Source organism: Peribacillus sp. CSMR9 (genome assembly GCF_033141925.1).
GTDB lineage: Bacteria > Bacillota > Bacilli > Bacillales > DSM-1321 > Peribacillus > Peribacillus simplex_A.
This window is the reverse complement of the sequence record NZ_JAOPHO010000008.1, coordinates 24,453-38,310: the sequence shown is the minus strand read 5'-3', so window position 1 is coordinate 38,310 and position 13,858 is coordinate 24,453. Positions and strand designations below refer to the sequence as shown.

General features: G+C 39.1%; 15 protein-coding genes. 14 read left to right on the top strand and 1 reads right to left on the bottom strand.

Annotated elements, in window-relative coordinates:
- Nucleotides 1–30: 30 nt before the first annotated feature.
- A complete protein-coding gene (locus tag N9I19_RS06985) occupies nucleotides 31–612 on the top strand; it encodes an ECF transporter S component (protein WP_061463910.1) in 582 nt (193 codons plus the stop codon).
- 138 nt (nucleotides 613–750) lie between these two features.
- Here the strand turns inward: N9I19_RS06985 and N9I19_RS06980 are convergent, their stop codons facing one another.
- Nucleotides 751–999 carry a ferredoxin gene (locus tag N9I19_RS06980; protein ID WP_034308087.1) on the bottom strand — a complete coding sequence of 83 codons (249 nt, stop codon included), beginning with the start codon at nucleotides 997–999 and terminating at the stop codon, nucleotides 751–753.
- A 289-nt stretch (nucleotides 1,000–1,288) separates the two neighbouring features.
- Here N9I19_RS06980 and N9I19_RS06975 point away from each other — a divergent pair, with 289 nt between their 5' ends.
- The 13 genes from N9I19_RS06975 to sleB all read left to right on the top strand — a co-directional run bounded on the left by N9I19_RS06975 (nucleotide 1,289) and on the right by sleB (nucleotide 13,848).
- Entirely contained in the window at nucleotides 1,289–2,353 is a 1,065-nt protein-coding gene (locus tag N9I19_RS06975; protein WP_317777340.1) for a YpbB family protein, read from the top strand.
- Entirely contained in the window at nucleotides 2,353–3,864 is a 1,512-nt protein-coding gene (locus N9I19_RS06970; protein ID WP_317777339.1) for a RecQ family ATP-dependent DNA helicase, read from the top strand. The genes N9I19_RS06975 and N9I19_RS06970 overlap by 1 nt, the downstream gene beginning before the upstream one ends.
- The gene (locus N9I19_RS06965) at nucleotides 3,854–4,480 is read left to right on the top strand and encodes a CPBP family intramembrane glutamic endopeptidase (protein WP_317777338.1); all 627 of its coding nucleotides are present in this window, start codon (nucleotides 3,854–3,856) and stop codon (nucleotides 4,478–4,480) included. The genes N9I19_RS06970 and N9I19_RS06965 overlap by 11 nt, the downstream gene beginning before the upstream one ends.
- Nucleotides 4,458–5,270, top strand: a complete 813-nt coding sequence (locus N9I19_RS06960) for a LysM peptidoglycan-binding domain-containing protein (RefSeq protein ID WP_317777337.1) — start codon at nucleotides 4,458–4,460, stop codon at nucleotides 5,268–5,270. The genes N9I19_RS06965 and N9I19_RS06960 overlap by 23 nt, the downstream gene beginning before the upstream one ends.
- A gap of 140 nt (nucleotides 5,271–5,410) precedes the next feature.
- Entirely contained in the window at nucleotides 5,411–5,869 is a 459-nt protein-coding gene (locus N9I19_RS06955) for a YpbF family protein (protein ID WP_061463905.1), read from the top strand.
- A gap of 100 nt (nucleotides 5,870–5,969) precedes the next feature.
- Nucleotides 5,970–6,785: a metallophosphoesterase gene (locus N9I19_RS06950; RefSeq protein WP_317777336.1), complete on the top strand. Its 816-nt coding sequence runs from the start codon at nucleotides 5,970–5,972 to the stop codon at nucleotides 6,783–6,785.
- 98 nt (nucleotides 6,786–6,883) lie between these two features.
- Complete coding sequence (locus N9I19_RS06945) at nucleotides 6,884–7,777, top strand: MerR family transcriptional regulator (RefSeq protein WP_317777335.1); 894 nt, start codon at nucleotides 6,884–6,886, stop codon at nucleotides 7,775–7,777.
- A gap of 88 nt (nucleotides 7,778–7,865) precedes the next feature.
- Entirely contained in the window at nucleotides 7,866–8,441 is a 576-nt protein-coding gene (locus N9I19_RS06940; RefSeq protein ID WP_061463902.1) for a genetic competence negative regulator, read from the top strand.
- 271 nt (nucleotides 8,442–8,712) lie between these two features.
- Nucleotides 8,713–9,990: a Glu/Leu/Phe/Val family dehydrogenase gene (locus N9I19_RS06935; protein WP_317777334.1), complete on the top strand. Its 1,278-nt coding sequence runs from the start codon at nucleotides 8,713–8,715 to the stop codon at nucleotides 9,988–9,990.
- A gap of 150 nt (nucleotides 9,991–10,140) precedes the next feature.
- Nucleotides 10,141–11,109 carry a YpdA family putative bacillithiol disulfide reductase gene (locus tag N9I19_RS06930; RefSeq protein WP_061463900.1) on the top strand — a complete coding sequence of 323 codons (969 nt, stop codon included), beginning with the start codon at nucleotides 10,141–10,143 and terminating at the stop codon, nucleotides 11,107–11,109.
- A gap of 26 nt (nucleotides 11,110–11,135) precedes the next feature.
- Entirely contained in the window at nucleotides 11,136–12,098 is a 963-nt protein-coding gene (locus N9I19_RS06925) for an asparaginase (RefSeq protein WP_061463899.1), read from the top strand.
- Nucleotides 12,099–12,187: 89 nt separating this feature from the next.
- Nucleotides 12,188–12,874 carry a glutamic-type intramembrane protease PrsW gene (gene prsW, locus N9I19_RS06920; protein WP_089364793.1) on the top strand — a complete coding sequence of 229 codons (687 nt, stop codon included), beginning with the start codon at nucleotides 12,188–12,190 and terminating at the stop codon, nucleotides 12,872–12,874.
- Nucleotides 12,875–12,999: 125 nt separating this feature from the next.
- Nucleotides 13,000–13,848 (top strand): spore cortex-lytic enzyme, encoded by an 849-nt coding sequence (gene sleB, locus N9I19_RS06915; RefSeq protein WP_089364792.1) that lies wholly within the window; start codon nucleotides 13,000–13,002, stop codon nucleotides 13,846–13,848.
- Nucleotides 13,849–13,858 lie beyond the last annotated feature (10 nt).

The following is a 13,858-nucleotide window of genomic DNA, read 5'->3' as shown; positions in this document are numbered from 1 at the left end:
AGGTAGATCGGAAAAGAAGGAGAGAGAACTATGAAAAAGAATAAAGTGAAAAAAACGGTCACACTGGCAATGATGGGAAGCATTTCTTATTTATTGATGCTTTTGAATTTTCCGTTTCCAGGATTTCCACCTTTTCTGAATGTTGATTTTAGCGACATACCAGCATTGATGGCGGCATTGATTTTTGGTCCTATGGCAGGAATTCTAGTTGAATTCCTTAAAAACCTATTGGATTTAGTCATGACAGGGACCTTGACAGCTGTACCTGTGGGGCATATTGCTAACTTTATAGCTGGAATACTGTTTGTCTTGCCAACTTATTATGTATTTCAGAAAATCAATTCAAAAAAAGGGATGACGTTCGCTTTACTTGCGGGAACAGTTTCCATGGCAGTATTTATGAGTGTTTTAAACTATTATGTCTTTTTACCGGCTTATACCTTCTTTATGGGATGGGATGCAATGTCGGCACCCGAATCAAGAAAGCTAATCACGACGGCAATCTTGCCTTTCAATGTAATTAAAGGCGTGCTTATAACATCTGTATTCATGTTGTTGTTCATTAAATTACAGGCATGGATCAATAAGCAAACATTATATAAAAATGCTTAATGGCATTTACGATAGAAACATAAAAACAACCGATATCCAAATTCGGTTGTTTTTTATGTCCGTTTAATTTGGCAGGGGAAGATGCAATGAAATTGACCAAAAAAAAAAGCCATTCTCGATTGAAAATGGCTTGTATCTTTATTCGAATTTTAGTGCATCCCCGTCAAATGCCTCATCAGCAACTTTAATAGAATCCGTTGGACATCCTTCAAATGCATCCATCATGTCATCTATAAGTACATCTGGAATTTCAACGATTCCCTCGTTATCGTCAAGGGTAACAAATGCAATCCCTTCGTCATCATAATCATATATATCTGGTGCTGCTGCTCCGCAAGCGCCACAAGCGATGCATGTTTCTTTATCCACAATAGTAAATTTAGCCATGAATATAACCCCTCCTAAGTTGATAGACAACTGATAATCTTTTTATTTCAGATTATTATCTCTTTCTTATTGTAAGACCGAATGCCAAACTTTTCAATAGAAATTGTATTGATAATAACTATCATGTAGCAGGATGTCAACGAAAATCATCGAATAATTAACATGGCCCTTTCCATGATGCGTCATTTAGTCACATAATTTTCCTTGTATTCATCAATAATAACGGCGATTTTTGCAGTTTTTTGTTACAATAGGTTTATTGGATAAATGAAACAAGGATGTGAGTCCCATGAAAAATTATCTACAGGCAATCATTCTATATGCGATAAAAAAATTTCAAGGTGAACGTTCCATTTATGCTATATACCATATGCTTCAGGGGAAGAAGTCGTCACAAACAATCCAGGATGCCCATTTATTCGGGTTGACGAATATATTTGGGACAATACCACGATTTACCCGTCAGCAGTTAAATCAAAACATTGAACAGTTCCTTGACCATGAATACATAAATTTAACGGATAAATCAGATGCATTTGAAATTAGTATGCAAGGTGAGGGGATGTTAGTCGATTACTTCAATGATAATCCTTTTCCGAATTTTATAAATGGTTGGAAGTATCACAATATCACCCCGGTTTTCTGGGGAAGGTTAAACTTACTCATTCAAACCATATCCCATATTGTCCACAATGAAAGGCGTTTTTATCCGATACAAAGAAATCCCAAAATCCAATTTTTCGTAAAGGAATTTTTACATGCCAATCGTCAGGACCGAGAGTTGATTGCGCAACATCTATATGAAGAACTGATATCCCTTTTAGAAAGTCAAAGTGATTTGAAACGAGATGTTTTCATTATGAAATTAACTGGGACAAACAGGATTGGGCTTACGTTTGAACAGATTGCAAAAAGGAAAGATCTAGAAGAAGAGTTTATCCGCTTTACTTTCCTTGACTCGTTGCATCAAATGCTTTCTGAAATGGAAACGGGAACGGGTTACCCCCTTTTGTCAACGTTGATCTATGATTGGCAAAGGGGTGAAAATCCTCATTTGACACAATCTACACAAACTACTTTACGATACATCCAAGAAGGGAAAAACCTTGGGGAAATAGCTGAGGTCCGCCGATTGAAAGTCAACACCATTGAGGATCACCTAGTCGAAATTGTTCTATCGGATAAAAGTTTTCCGATTGCCGATTATGTGTCTCTCGACGATGAGAGGGAAATTGCAGCCGCTATTAATGAACTTGGTACGAAAAAGCTTAAGGCTATCAAGCAGATGGTCGATAATAAACAGATAAGCTTTTTCCAAATCAGGCTTGTACTTGCGAAAATAGGTGATGGATGATGAATATAGAACGTGTCCTAAAAGAAAAATTTGGATTTGATGAATTTCGTCCTGGACAAAAAGAAGTGATCGAATCATTGATGTCCGGACGTCATACATTAGCGATGCTACCCACCGGATCCGGTAAATCATTGTGTTATCAGCTGCCGGCTTACCTTTTAAATAAGACTGTCCTAATTGTCTCCCCATTATTATCATTAATGCAGGATCAGGCAGATCAACTGAAGATGAGTGGCGAAAAAAGCGTATTGACCCTCAATTCTTTTTTGACGCTAAATCAAAAAAGGAAAGCTCTCGATCGATTACATAGTTATCGTTTTATCTTTTTATCTCCTGAAATGCTAAGTCTTGAGAGTGTACTAAAATCCTTGAAATCGATAGAAATCGGTTTGTTCGTCATAGATGAAGCACACTGTATCTCACAATGGGGTTACGATTTCCGTCCGGATTATTTGAATTTAGGAGAAGTGAGGCGTGAGTTGAAAAATCCGTTGACGCTTGCCCTGACAGCAACTGCAACCACTGAAGTCCGAAGGGACATCGTAAGTAAACTCGAAATTGGTCAAGCGGAAGAAATCGTCTCATCTGTTGATCGGGAAAATATTGCAATAATTGTCGAGCGCCTGATCAGTTACGATGAAAAGCTATCCCGTGTACTGGAGCTTGTCAGGAAATTTACAGGGAGCGGTATTATTTATTTTTCATCTAAAAAGGTTGCGGAATCGGTCACTGGGTTTTTACAGGAAAACGGGATTGACAGTGTCAATTATTATCACGGTGGCATGGAACAGGAACAAAGGATGCTCATTCAGCAGCAATTCATTTCTGGTCAGTTGAAAATTATATGTGCAACAAGTGCTTTTGGCATGGGTGTAAATAAATCGGATGTCAGATACGTTATCCATTTTCATATGCCATCCACGATGGAAGCATATCTTCAGGAGATAGGCAGGGCGGGACGAGATCGGAAACAAAGTGTCGCTGTCTTATTATATTGCGAAGGGGATGAAGGGCTTCCCTTGCGTTTGATGGAACAACAGTTACCTACGGATATGCAAATCGATGGTGTTTGTTCTTTCCTTAATGCTTCACAAAAGGGTTTGGCGAATTTCACCCTATCAGAAAAAGAACAGCTGTCTCAATCTTTTTCTTTGAACGATATCCAACTTCGTTTTTTTACCCAGCTCATTAATGGAACTAAAAATCCTTTAGACCAAATGTCAGAAATGAAAGAGTATTGCCAAAAGAGGAAATCCGGTAATCAAGAAAAGCTGCATAAATTCCTTCATTGGTTATATGCACGTGAATGTCGCCGTATAGGGATACTGCACTACTTTGAAGAAAAGCAGCGAGTAGTGAACCCCATTTGCTGTGATATCTGTGGGATGGATGCCGAAAAAATGGCTGATGTATGGCCGGAAGTTAAGGTTGATCCAGTTAATCCCTTTTCCACGTGGAAAAATGAATTGGCTTTAATCTTATTAAAGAAGGAAAATGGGAATGAAAAATAAGCAAGCTGAATTAATTAAACAACTAACAGACAAGCAGTTGCTATATAATTTGTTTCTTACACAAATTATTCTCTTAACGTTAGCCGTTTTTTTAGGTATTATTTTATTTGAGGACCGTTCTGCTTTTTTCGACTTATTTATCTTTGATGACCTAAATATTTTGCTGATTGGAATTCCCGCTGGAGTCATTGTCTTGTTATTTGACATTTTATTGATGAGAGTGACACCATCTTCCTATCAGGATGATGGTGGTATTAACGAACGCATTTTCAGTAACTTGTCATACCAGATGATTTTTGTCGTTGCTTTAGTGGTAGCGATAAGCGAAGAATTATTATTTCGTGGAGTGTTGCAAACACATTTGGGATTGCTATGGACGAGCCTGATTTTTGCAGCCGTTCATTATCGTTACCTTTTTAATTGGTTTTTATTTTTAAATGTTTTGGTTTTGAGCTTCTTTATCGGTTTTCTATTTGAAATGACTAATAATATCATCGTGACGATTACGGCCCACTTTTTGATTGACTTTATCCTTGGTGTTCTAATCAGGAGCAAAAAGCAAAGAGGGTTGAGCAAGAAAGGGGGTGACTTGAATGAGCCGAGTCCAAAAGAATGAAAAAGAAAACGACCAGGCTGGTGAACTTCGTTCGCGAATTGAACGTCAGAAGGCTAAGTCATCATTGCCCAAGCGCAGTAAAGTCCACCAGAATAAAAAGAAAAAAAGTAAAGTGAAGATTAAGTTTCCAATGATACAATTATTAGCGTTATTTTTTATTTTGCTTCCAATTGGATTTTACAGCCTTTATACATATCTTCAGGATAGACCTGTACATGATACAAAAAGTGACCAAGTCTTCATTGATGAAAATAAGGGAGACGAGGATAAAGAAACGATTCCAACTACAGCAACAGCAGCTGATTTAAAGGAAAAGAAAGAGAAAGCGTCGGCAAAGGCTGAAGCGGAGAAAGAAAAAAAAGAAAAAGAAAAAGAAGAAGCTGAAGCTAAAGCTAAAGCAGAGGAAGAAGAAAAGCGGAAAGCCGCAAAAGAGGAGCAAGCAAAGAAAAAGGCAGAAGAAAAGGCAAAAGCACAGCAAGTAGCAGAAGAAAAGGCAAAAGCACAGCAAGTGGCAGAAGAAAAGGCAAAAGCACAGCAAATAGCTGATGAAAAAGCAAAGAGGGAAGCAGCCGAAAAGAAAGTGACAGCCGAACGCGTTCAAGACGCGAAACCGAATAAAGATGATTACAAGGTTCTCTTACATACTGTACAAGGTGAGGAAACATTATTCCGCATTTCCATGAACTACTACAAATCACAGGAAGGCATTGCCCTTATCAGGGAGTGGAATGGGCTGAATGGCAATGAAATCTCCAAGGGTCAGGTGTTAAAAATACCGATCAAGAAATAATGATGGCACCCTGTCTTTAGAGGCAGGGTGTTTTTGTTAAATGTTTGGCTTGTTTTTAGTATGTAAACTTGAAAGGTACTTTATCATTTTTTCCTGGACAGCTTCATATCATGATTTGTAAGAGTAGAGGAGGAAATGCGATGGAATCGACAATCATTTTATTGGATGAAAAAACCGATCAAGCAACAAAACAAATGCTTCAGAATGTTGTGGGTCGAAAAAAAAAGTTCGAGGCTCTTAAAAAGAAGCATCTTCAAAGCTTGTGGGCAACCATGATTGTTGCTGCCCTTTTTTTGGTTTATCTTTATTTTTATATCGTTGTACCTTATTCCTATTCCTTTTTTAGTATGTTTAGTGTTTTCGTCGACCATTTTAGCCATTTCCTTTTTTTGGCGGCCGCCATTGGACTATATGGATATATGGTATTAATTAAAAAAAAGCTTGATAAAGCAGAAAAGGAGTTTCAGCTTCTTCGCTGCGAAATTATTAATAAAAGCAAGCAGTTATGGGAAAAAGAGGAAGAATGGAAAAATCGACATAAAGTATTTGAAATGATGAAAAAAAATTATGATATTAACTTATATCATGAAAATAAATGAATGATCACATTAAAAATCATATTTGATTGCGAGTAATTTTGTTTTATGGTTATATGAAGGTAACTCTTGGGATTAGGATGGAAAGAAGGTTTAACGAAGGATGTTATTGGTATCTGGATTACTATTAGTCATCATTTTACTGATTGTTGCCACGATCATTTATATGTGGCGTACGGCTAAGCAAGATAGGCTGATTTTTCAAGATTTATATTTCAAAGACTTTCCTGAAGGGTTTGGCGATATGCGGATTTTCTTCATATCCGATCTTCATCGACGGATCATATCGGATAAATTAATTGAGGGTGCCCGTGACAAGGCAGATTTGGTAATCATAGGCGGGGACATAAGGGAAAGAGGGGTCCCCATAGAACGTGTGGAAAAAAATATATTAAAATTAAAAGAACTTGGTCCCCTTTATTTTGTTTGGGGAAATAATGATTATGAAGGGGATTTCCATGAGCTTGATGCAACTCTTCTGAAGCATGGAGTAAAAATGCTTGATAATACAGCTGTTTCTTTTGAGTCTCAAAATGGCAGGAAAATCGCTCTTCTGGGCATTGATGATATAACGGAGGAACGAGATAGGCTTGACCTTGCTCTGTCGGATTGCGGGAATGAGGCTTTTCGGATTTTGGTGAGTCATAACCCTTTGATAATGAAACAATTGATTCCGGAACACCAGATAGGTCTCGTCCTGTCCGGTCACACCCATGGCGGACAGATCCGCATATTCGGATTAGGGCCCTATAAGATAGGCAGCATTAAAAAGGAGGGGGAGTGTTTGTTTATGACAAGTAATGGTTATGGGACAAGCACAGTCCCTTTAAGGCTTGAGGCTAAGCCGGAAACGCATCTATTCAACCTGAAAAGGGGGACGAGCACTGAGGTGGGCGTTGCGGTGGAGAAGACCTATTAAGCTGCTTTTAATCTAGCATATCTGGATTTTACAGACTTAAAATAATCAACTATAATTTCAACAAATGAACGTACAGTTATTGGAGGCCTTGTAAAACCATGCAAGAAGGTAAATATAATATAAAGGCAGTTTCAAAACTGCTAGACATTCAGCCGGGAACCTTGAGGGCATGGGAAAGGCGCTATAAATTTATCGAACCTGTCAGGAATGAATCAGGGCACCGGCTGTATACAGAAAAACATTTGCAAATCCTAAAATGGCTCATCAATAAAACAGAGCAAGGTTTCACAATCAGCCAGGCCGTTTCACTTCTTGAAAGTACTGGCACTCTAGCGACTGAAGTTCCTGAAATGACCCGTAAGGACGAACAAACGATTAAGTTATCGGATCAATTAATCGAGGCCCTATTGAATTTCAATGAAAATAAAGCACACATGCTGATAAGCCAAGCATTCAGTATGTATACACTCGAACATACCATAGTTGATATACTCGGTTCCATATTGGTTCAGGTAGGGGATAAGTGGGAAAGGGGAGAAATTACTTCCGCCCATGAACACTTTGCTTCGAACATCCTAAAATCCAGGATCAGTTCAGTCATGCATACGATTCCGACTAACGGTTTTCTTCCGAAAGCCCTTACCGTTTGTGCCCCTGGTGAAAAACATGAATTCGGACTGTTGGTCTTTACCGTTTTTTTGAAACGGAAAGGATATGAAACTATTTATTTGGGAGAATCCATCGTGGATAAGGATCTTTTTACTGTTTTAAACATCATAAGGCCCTCATACTTATTCATGTCATGTTCACAGAAAGAGAATCTCGATGGAACATTCAGGCTGGTTGAAGCCTTAATAAAGGATTTTCCGGATTTGAAGGTGGGTCTTGGGGGTGCGGCGCTGAGCCTTGTATCCGAAGAAATCCGTACTTCCTTCAGCGGAGTTTTAATGGGGGATACACAATCGGAATGGGAGGAATGGCTGAAAGGTTAGCGGCAGGCTTTGGAGAAATAATGGATATGCACTCTAAGACCAAGGCTTCATATGATGTATGAAGATGGTAACCAGGGGGCATTTTTTTATGAAGCTGGAGCGATTAACTAATAATAAAATCAAGATTTTTTTGACCCTTGATGATTTGATTGATAGAGGTATAACAAAAGAAGATATTTTAGGGAATTCCTTAAAGGTCCACAAGTTATTTCAGGATATGGTCGAAGAAGCGTGCGAAGAACTCAGCTTTAAAATGAGTGGTTCCATTGCAATCGAAATTTTTTCCCTGCCTGCTCAAGGGTTAATAATCATTGTAACGAAGGAAGAAGAGGAGTTATTGACAGACGAAGAGGAATTTTTGGATTTACAGGTGAAAATTGATGACCATCCCCATATTCTGTATGTTTTCGATGATTTTGAAGATATCGTCCAATTATCTCAAAGATTGTCTTTTCAAGGTTTGATAAAGAGTAATCTTTATCATTATGAGGGAAGATACTATTTACTTATCGAAAATATTAAAGATGCGACATATGACACGATCATCTCTTTAGCGGCTGAGTATGGCCATGCATCAACACTGACACTCTGCCGCATCAATGAATATGGAACATGTATAATCGAAAATGAAGCGATACATGTTTTGATCTCACACTTTAGTTAGATGTAAACCGAAAGAGACAAGGCAGCCACATAATGGAAAAACAATGCGGGTTGCCTTACTTGTCTCACCTTTCCTGCCGAAGAAAATATATGGTAAAAGGGTAAGAAAACAGTTGATATGATAACGTTTTCATTTTTAGAATATTTCCAACTTTTAAATTCCCATTTTAACTCTTGCATAAATATAACGAAGGTGTATACTAGCACATGAAGAGGACTATTTGAAGATTATAATTTGATATATGGATGAGATTTTCTAGGAGGTACTTTTAATGGAATCGGCAAAAGGCAATAGCCATGTAAATGAAGAGGAAAAACACGATGTACTGAGGTCTACCCAAACAGTAATACATAAAGCTTTAGATAAGCTGGGTTACCCGGAAGAAGTTTATGAGCTTTTGAAGGAACCATTGCGTTTATTAACGGTGAAGATGCCAATCCGCATGGATGATGGGTCAGTTAAAATTTTCACTGGTTACCGTGCACAGCATAACGATGCTGTTGGGCCTACAAAAGGTGGTATCCGTTTTCACCCAAATGTAACGGAACGTGAAGTGAAAGCATTATCCATCTGGATGAGTTTGAAATGCGGAATCGTTGATTTACCATATGGCGGGGGTAAAGGCGGTATCGTTTGCGATCCTCGTAATATGTCCTTCCGTGAACTGGAAAGGCTAAGCCGTGGCTATGTTCGCGCAATTAGCCAAATCGTTGGGCCGACTAAAGATATCCCGGCACCTGATGTATTTACAAATTCTCAGATCATGGCTTGGATGATGGATGAATACAGCCGTATGGATGAATTCAACTCACCAGGATTCATTACGGGTAAACCGCTTGTACTTGGCGGTTCTCATGGCCGTGAATCAGCCACTGCCAAGGGTGTAACGATTTGTATCAATGAAGCTGCCAAGAAACGCGGCATTGATATTAAAGGTGCACGTGTCGTCATCCAAGGTTTTGGTAACGCTGGTAGTTTCTTAGCTAAATTCATGCATGATGCAGGTGCTAAAGTTATTGGGATTTCAGATGCATATGGTGCTCTTCATGATCCTGAAGGCTTGGATATCGATTATCTTCTCGATCGGAGAGATAGTTTCGGAACCGTAACGAAATTGTTTAAAAGCACAATTTCAAATAAGGAACTGCTTGAATTGGAATGTGATATTTTAGTTCCCGCTGCAATTGAAAACCAAATCACTGAAGAAAATGCTGCTGATATCAAAGCATCGATCGTTGTCGAGGCAGCAAACGGACCTACAACAATTGAGGCGACACAAATCCTAACGGATCGTGGAATCCTTCTTGTTCCTGATGTTCTTGCTTCTGCTGGTGGAGTAACGGTTTCCTACTTCGAATGGGTACAAAATAATCAAGGATATTACTGGTCTGAAGAAGAAGTGGACGAAAAGCTGGAAAAAATCCTTGTCAAATCTTTTAATAATATATATGAACTTGCACAATCCAGACGTGTTGATATGCGTCTTGCGGCTTATATGATCGGTGTAAGAAAAATGGCTGAAGCTTCACGCTTCCGTGGTTGGATCTAAAAGATTCAGATCATGTATTGATTATAATTAAAATCATGTTCATTGCTTTATCATTGAAATGATTTGTAAAAACTCCTATCATGTATTGATAGGAGTTTTTATTTTTAGACGAACGAATTATATAGTGAATGGAAAGGCAGTGGAGTATAGATGAATGTTGAAGAAGTCATTATCATAGGCGGGGGGCCTTGTGGATTGGCTGCTGCTATCGCTCTTAAAGAAGTGGGAATACAGTCCCTGATCATTGAAAAAGGTAATGTGGTGGATTCCATTTACCGGTATCCAACTCACCAAACATTTTTCAGTTCAAGTGAAAAACTGGAGATTGGTGATACCGCTTTTATTATCGAAAATCGTAAACCGGTCCGTAATCAGGCGCTAGCCTATTATAGGGAAGTGGTCAGAAGGAAAGAATTGCGGATCAATAAATTTGAAAAAGTAGAAAAAGTGGAAAAACGTGAAGATGGGAAATTTTTGGTCAAGACATCAAAAGGTGACTATACTGCTCTACATGTGATCGTATCGACCGGATATTATGATCATCCTAACTATATGTGCATTCCAGGCGAACAGCTTCCTAAAGTGTTTCATTACTTCAAGGAGGGCCACCCCTACTTTAATTGTGATGTTGCAGTCATCGGTGGTAAAAACTCAAGTGTGGATGCGGCACTGGAATTGGTCAAATCAGGCGCAAGAGTTACAGTCCTTTATAGAGGATCGGATTACTCTTCAAAAGTCAAACCATGGATTCTCCCGGAATTTGAATCATTAGTCCGCAATGGAACGATCAAGATGGAGTTTAATGCGAATGTTGATAAGATAACTGAAGATAGTGTCATATATCATGTAGGTGAAGAGGAAAAAGTTGTTAAAAATGATTTTGTGTTTGCCATGACTGGCTACCATCCTGATCATACCTTTTTAGCTTCAATGGGCATAAATATTGATAAGGAGACTGGAAGGCCCGAATATAACGAGGAAACGATGGAAACGAACGTTAAAGGCCTTTATATTGCAGGAGTTCTGGCAGCAGGAAATAATGCGAACGAAATCTTCATTGAAAATGGCAGGTTCCATGGTGGTTTGATTGCCTATCATTTGGCTGTTAAAGAAAAGTGAATGGAATGAAAAGGAGATGGGGAAATATGGATAAAATAACATTGATAACGACAGGCGGGACTATTGCCAGTAAAGAAACCATTAATGGTATGTTGGCCTCAGGTGCATTGACTGGCCAGGAGTTGGCATCACTTTGCGAATTACCCAACGATATTGAGGTTAAAGTGGTGGATGTTTTCCAGATTTCTAGCATGTCCATGTCCTTTGAGAAAATGCAACAGCTTAAATTAGCCATTCATAAGGAATTGGAAGATCCGGAAGTTACGGGAATCGTTGTGACCCACGGTACGGACACACTAGAGGAAACGGCTTACTTCCTTGATGTCACGAATAAGGATCAACGTCCAATTGTATTAACCGGCTCCCAGCGGTCTCCCCATGACGTGGGAACCGATGTATATTCCAATCTAAGGAATTCAATATTATGCGCTGCGAGTGATTTGCTTAGGGATGTTGGCGTAGTTGTCGTTTTTAATGAGCGGATCTATTCAGCAAAGTATGTTAAAAAAGTCCATGCTTCCAATTTGCAGGGATTCGAATCCTTTGGATATGGATATTTGGGGATAATTGATAATGATGTCGTAAGCATTTATCAAAAACCTTTACATAGGGAGTATTATGAGATTCAGAATTGCATTCCCAGAGTGGATATCATCAAGTGCCACACAGGTGCTGATGGCATCTTTATTGATGCAGCGGTTGCAAATGGTGCAAAAGGCATCGTGCTCGAGGGTGTAGGAAGGGGACAAGGTACCCCTGAAATGGTAACTTCCATACAAAATGTAATCGATAATGGCATTACGGTCGTCATGACAACAAGTGCCGAAGAAGGTAAAGTTTACCCGGCATATGATTATGTAGGCAGCGCATTTGATTTAAAACAGCGCGGCGTGATATTAGGTGCTGATTATGACAGCAAAAAGGCTAGAATTAAGTTAGCTGTCGTGCTGGCAAGCGAAAACTCTGTAGATGAAACCTTCTTTAAGTAAATAAATGCTGGAAGACTTGATTCTTGGATTCAGTTTTTCTTCATTCCGTGGTACGATTAAGGAAAAGAAGAGGAAAAGAGGGTCAGCTAATGCTGGTCATGTTGTCAGCGGCTATTGCGCCAGGGTTGGCGCTACTTAGCTATTTCTATTTGAAAGATCAATATGAAACCGAGCCTATATCGGTTGTGGTCAAAACATTTTTATTCGGTGTCTTTCTGGTTTTGCCGATAATGTTCATACAGTATGTGCTCGAAACGGAACATATCTTGAATACCGACTTAGCTAATGCATTTTTATGGGCTGCACTGCTTGAGGAATTCTTCAAGTGGTTCATTCTCATTTATGTTATTTATCAGCACGTAGCATTCGATGAGCCATATGATGGGATCGTGTACGGCGCTGCAGTCTCCCTTGGATTCGCTACGATGGAGAATATTTTATACCTGCTGGCCAACGGGGTGGAACATGCTTTTCTCAGGGCGGTTCTCCCTGTATCCAGTCATGCTTTGTTCGGTGTGCTCATGGGGTATTATTTGGGCAAGGCGAAATTTTCAGCTTCGAATAATAGGTTCTATTTATTATTGGCATTGGTCATCCCAATTGCTTTACATGGGGTTTATGACTATATTTTAGTTTCCCAAAAATTTTGGGTATACTTCATTATGCCATTTATGATTTACCTATGGTGGTTAGGTATGAAAAAAGTAAAAAAAGCACGTTTGTTGTCTGACTTTCACGCAGAAAAACTTTCTCAAAAACATTTTATTAGCAAATGATAAATACTTCCAAAACGGAGTGCTGGCATATTTTGCCCGCTCCGTTTTTTTATGGTATGGAATAAAAAAGCCAGTTAAGAAGAAAATAGTATTACATTAATTCAAGAAAAAGAGGAGTGTTTTTGATGAAAGGAATTTCGTCAAAATGGAAATGGCTATTGCTGTTTTCGTGTATAACTATTTGTTTCGGAATTTACCCGGAAACAAGAACAAATGCCTTTTCGAGCCAAGTCATTCAAAAAGGTGCGGTGGGTGATGATGTAATTGAAATGCAGGCACGATTACAAAACATCGGTTACTATAATGGAAAGATTGATGGAGCCTATGGATGGGGAACTTATTGGGCACTTCGAAACTTTCAACAAGATTTCGGGCTTCCTATCGATGGTTTAGCAGGAACTACAACAAAACAGAAGTTGACCAATGCCTCTAACTTCAATAAAAAATTTGTTCACGAACAGATCAATAAAGGGAACGAGTTCACCTATTATGGGGGGGTCCCCATTGAAAAACAGGTGAAAGTGAAAAGAAATGCAAATGGATCCAAGTCAGGTGGAGGCAATGCTTCCGGAAATGCTCCTTCCAAAACGGCGACATCAGCCAATCTTCCGGGAGGATATTCTCAAAACGATATACAGCTGATGGCCAATGCCGTTTATGGAGAGGCACGAGGGGAGCCATATACAGGTCAGGTTGCTGTTGCAGCAGTAATACTGAATAGGGTGGAAAGTGCAGCTTTCCCGAATACGGTTTCAGGAGTAATTTTTGAACCTGGGGCCTTTACGGCTGTTGCGGATGGACAGATTTGGCTGACTCCAAACGAAAGGGCAAAAGAAGCCGTGGTGGATGCCATCAATGGTTGGGATCCAAGCAGTAATGCAGAATATTACTTTAATCCCGATACGGCAACAAGTAAATGGATCTGGTCAAGACAACAAATTAAAAGAATCGGAAAACATATCTTTTGTAAGTAAAGAGGTGAAG

Bases quoted from the DNA above. Each gene is read 5' to 3' on its own strand.
- sleB (WP_089364792.1), top strand. From the start codon at position 13,000: ATGAAAGGAATTTCGTCAAAATGGAAATGGCTATTGCTGTTTTCGTGT.
- N9I19_RS06985 (WP_061463910.1), top strand. From the start codon at position 31: ATGAAAAAGAATAAAGTGAAAAAAACGGTCACACTGGCAATGATGGGA.
- N9I19_RS06980 (WP_034308087.1), bottom strand. From the start codon at position 999: ATGGCTAAATTTACTATTGTGGATAAAGAAACATGCATCGCTTGTGGC.
- N9I19_RS06975 (WP_317777340.1), top strand. From the start codon at position 1,289: ATGAAAAATTATCTACAGGCAATCATTCTATATGCGATAAAAAAATTT.
- N9I19_RS06960 (WP_317777337.1), top strand. From the start codon at position 4,458: ATGAGCCGAGTCCAAAAGAATGAAAAAGAAAACGACCAGGCTGGTGAA.
- N9I19_RS06935 (WP_317777334.1), top strand. From the start codon at position 8,713: ATGGAATCGGCAAAAGGCAATAGCCATGTAAATGAAGAGGAAAAACAC.
- N9I19_RS06955 (WP_061463905.1), top strand. From the start codon at position 5,411: ATGGAATCGACAATCATTTTATTGGATGAAAAAACCGATCAAGCAACA.
- N9I19_RS06940 (WP_061463902.1), top strand. From the start codon at position 7,866: ATGAAGCTGGAGCGATTAACTAATAATAAAATCAAGATTTTTTTGACC.
- N9I19_RS06925 (WP_061463899.1), top strand. From the start codon at position 11,136: ATGGATAAAATAACATTGATAACGACAGGCGGGACTATTGCCAGTAAA.
- N9I19_RS06945 (WP_317777335.1), top strand. From the start codon at position 6,884: ATGCAAGAAGGTAAATATAATATAAAGGCAGTTTCAAAACTGCTAGAC.
- N9I19_RS06950 (WP_317777336.1), top strand. From the start codon at position 5,970: ATGTTATTGGTATCTGGATTACTATTAGTCATCATTTTACTGATTGTT.
- N9I19_RS06970 (WP_317777339.1), top strand. From the start codon at position 2,353: ATGAATATAGAACGTGTCCTAAAAGAAAAATTTGGATTTGATGAATTT.
- N9I19_RS06965 (WP_317777338.1), top strand. From the start codon at position 3,854: ATGAAAAATAAGCAAGCTGAATTAATTAAACAACTAACAGACAAGCAG.
- prsW (WP_089364793.1), top strand. From the start codon at position 12,188: ATGCTGGTCATGTTGTCAGCGGCTATTGCGCCAGGGTTGGCGCTACTT.
- N9I19_RS06930 (WP_061463900.1), top strand. From the start codon at position 10,141: ATGAATGTTGAAGAAGTCATTATCATAGGCGGGGGGCCTTGTGGATTG.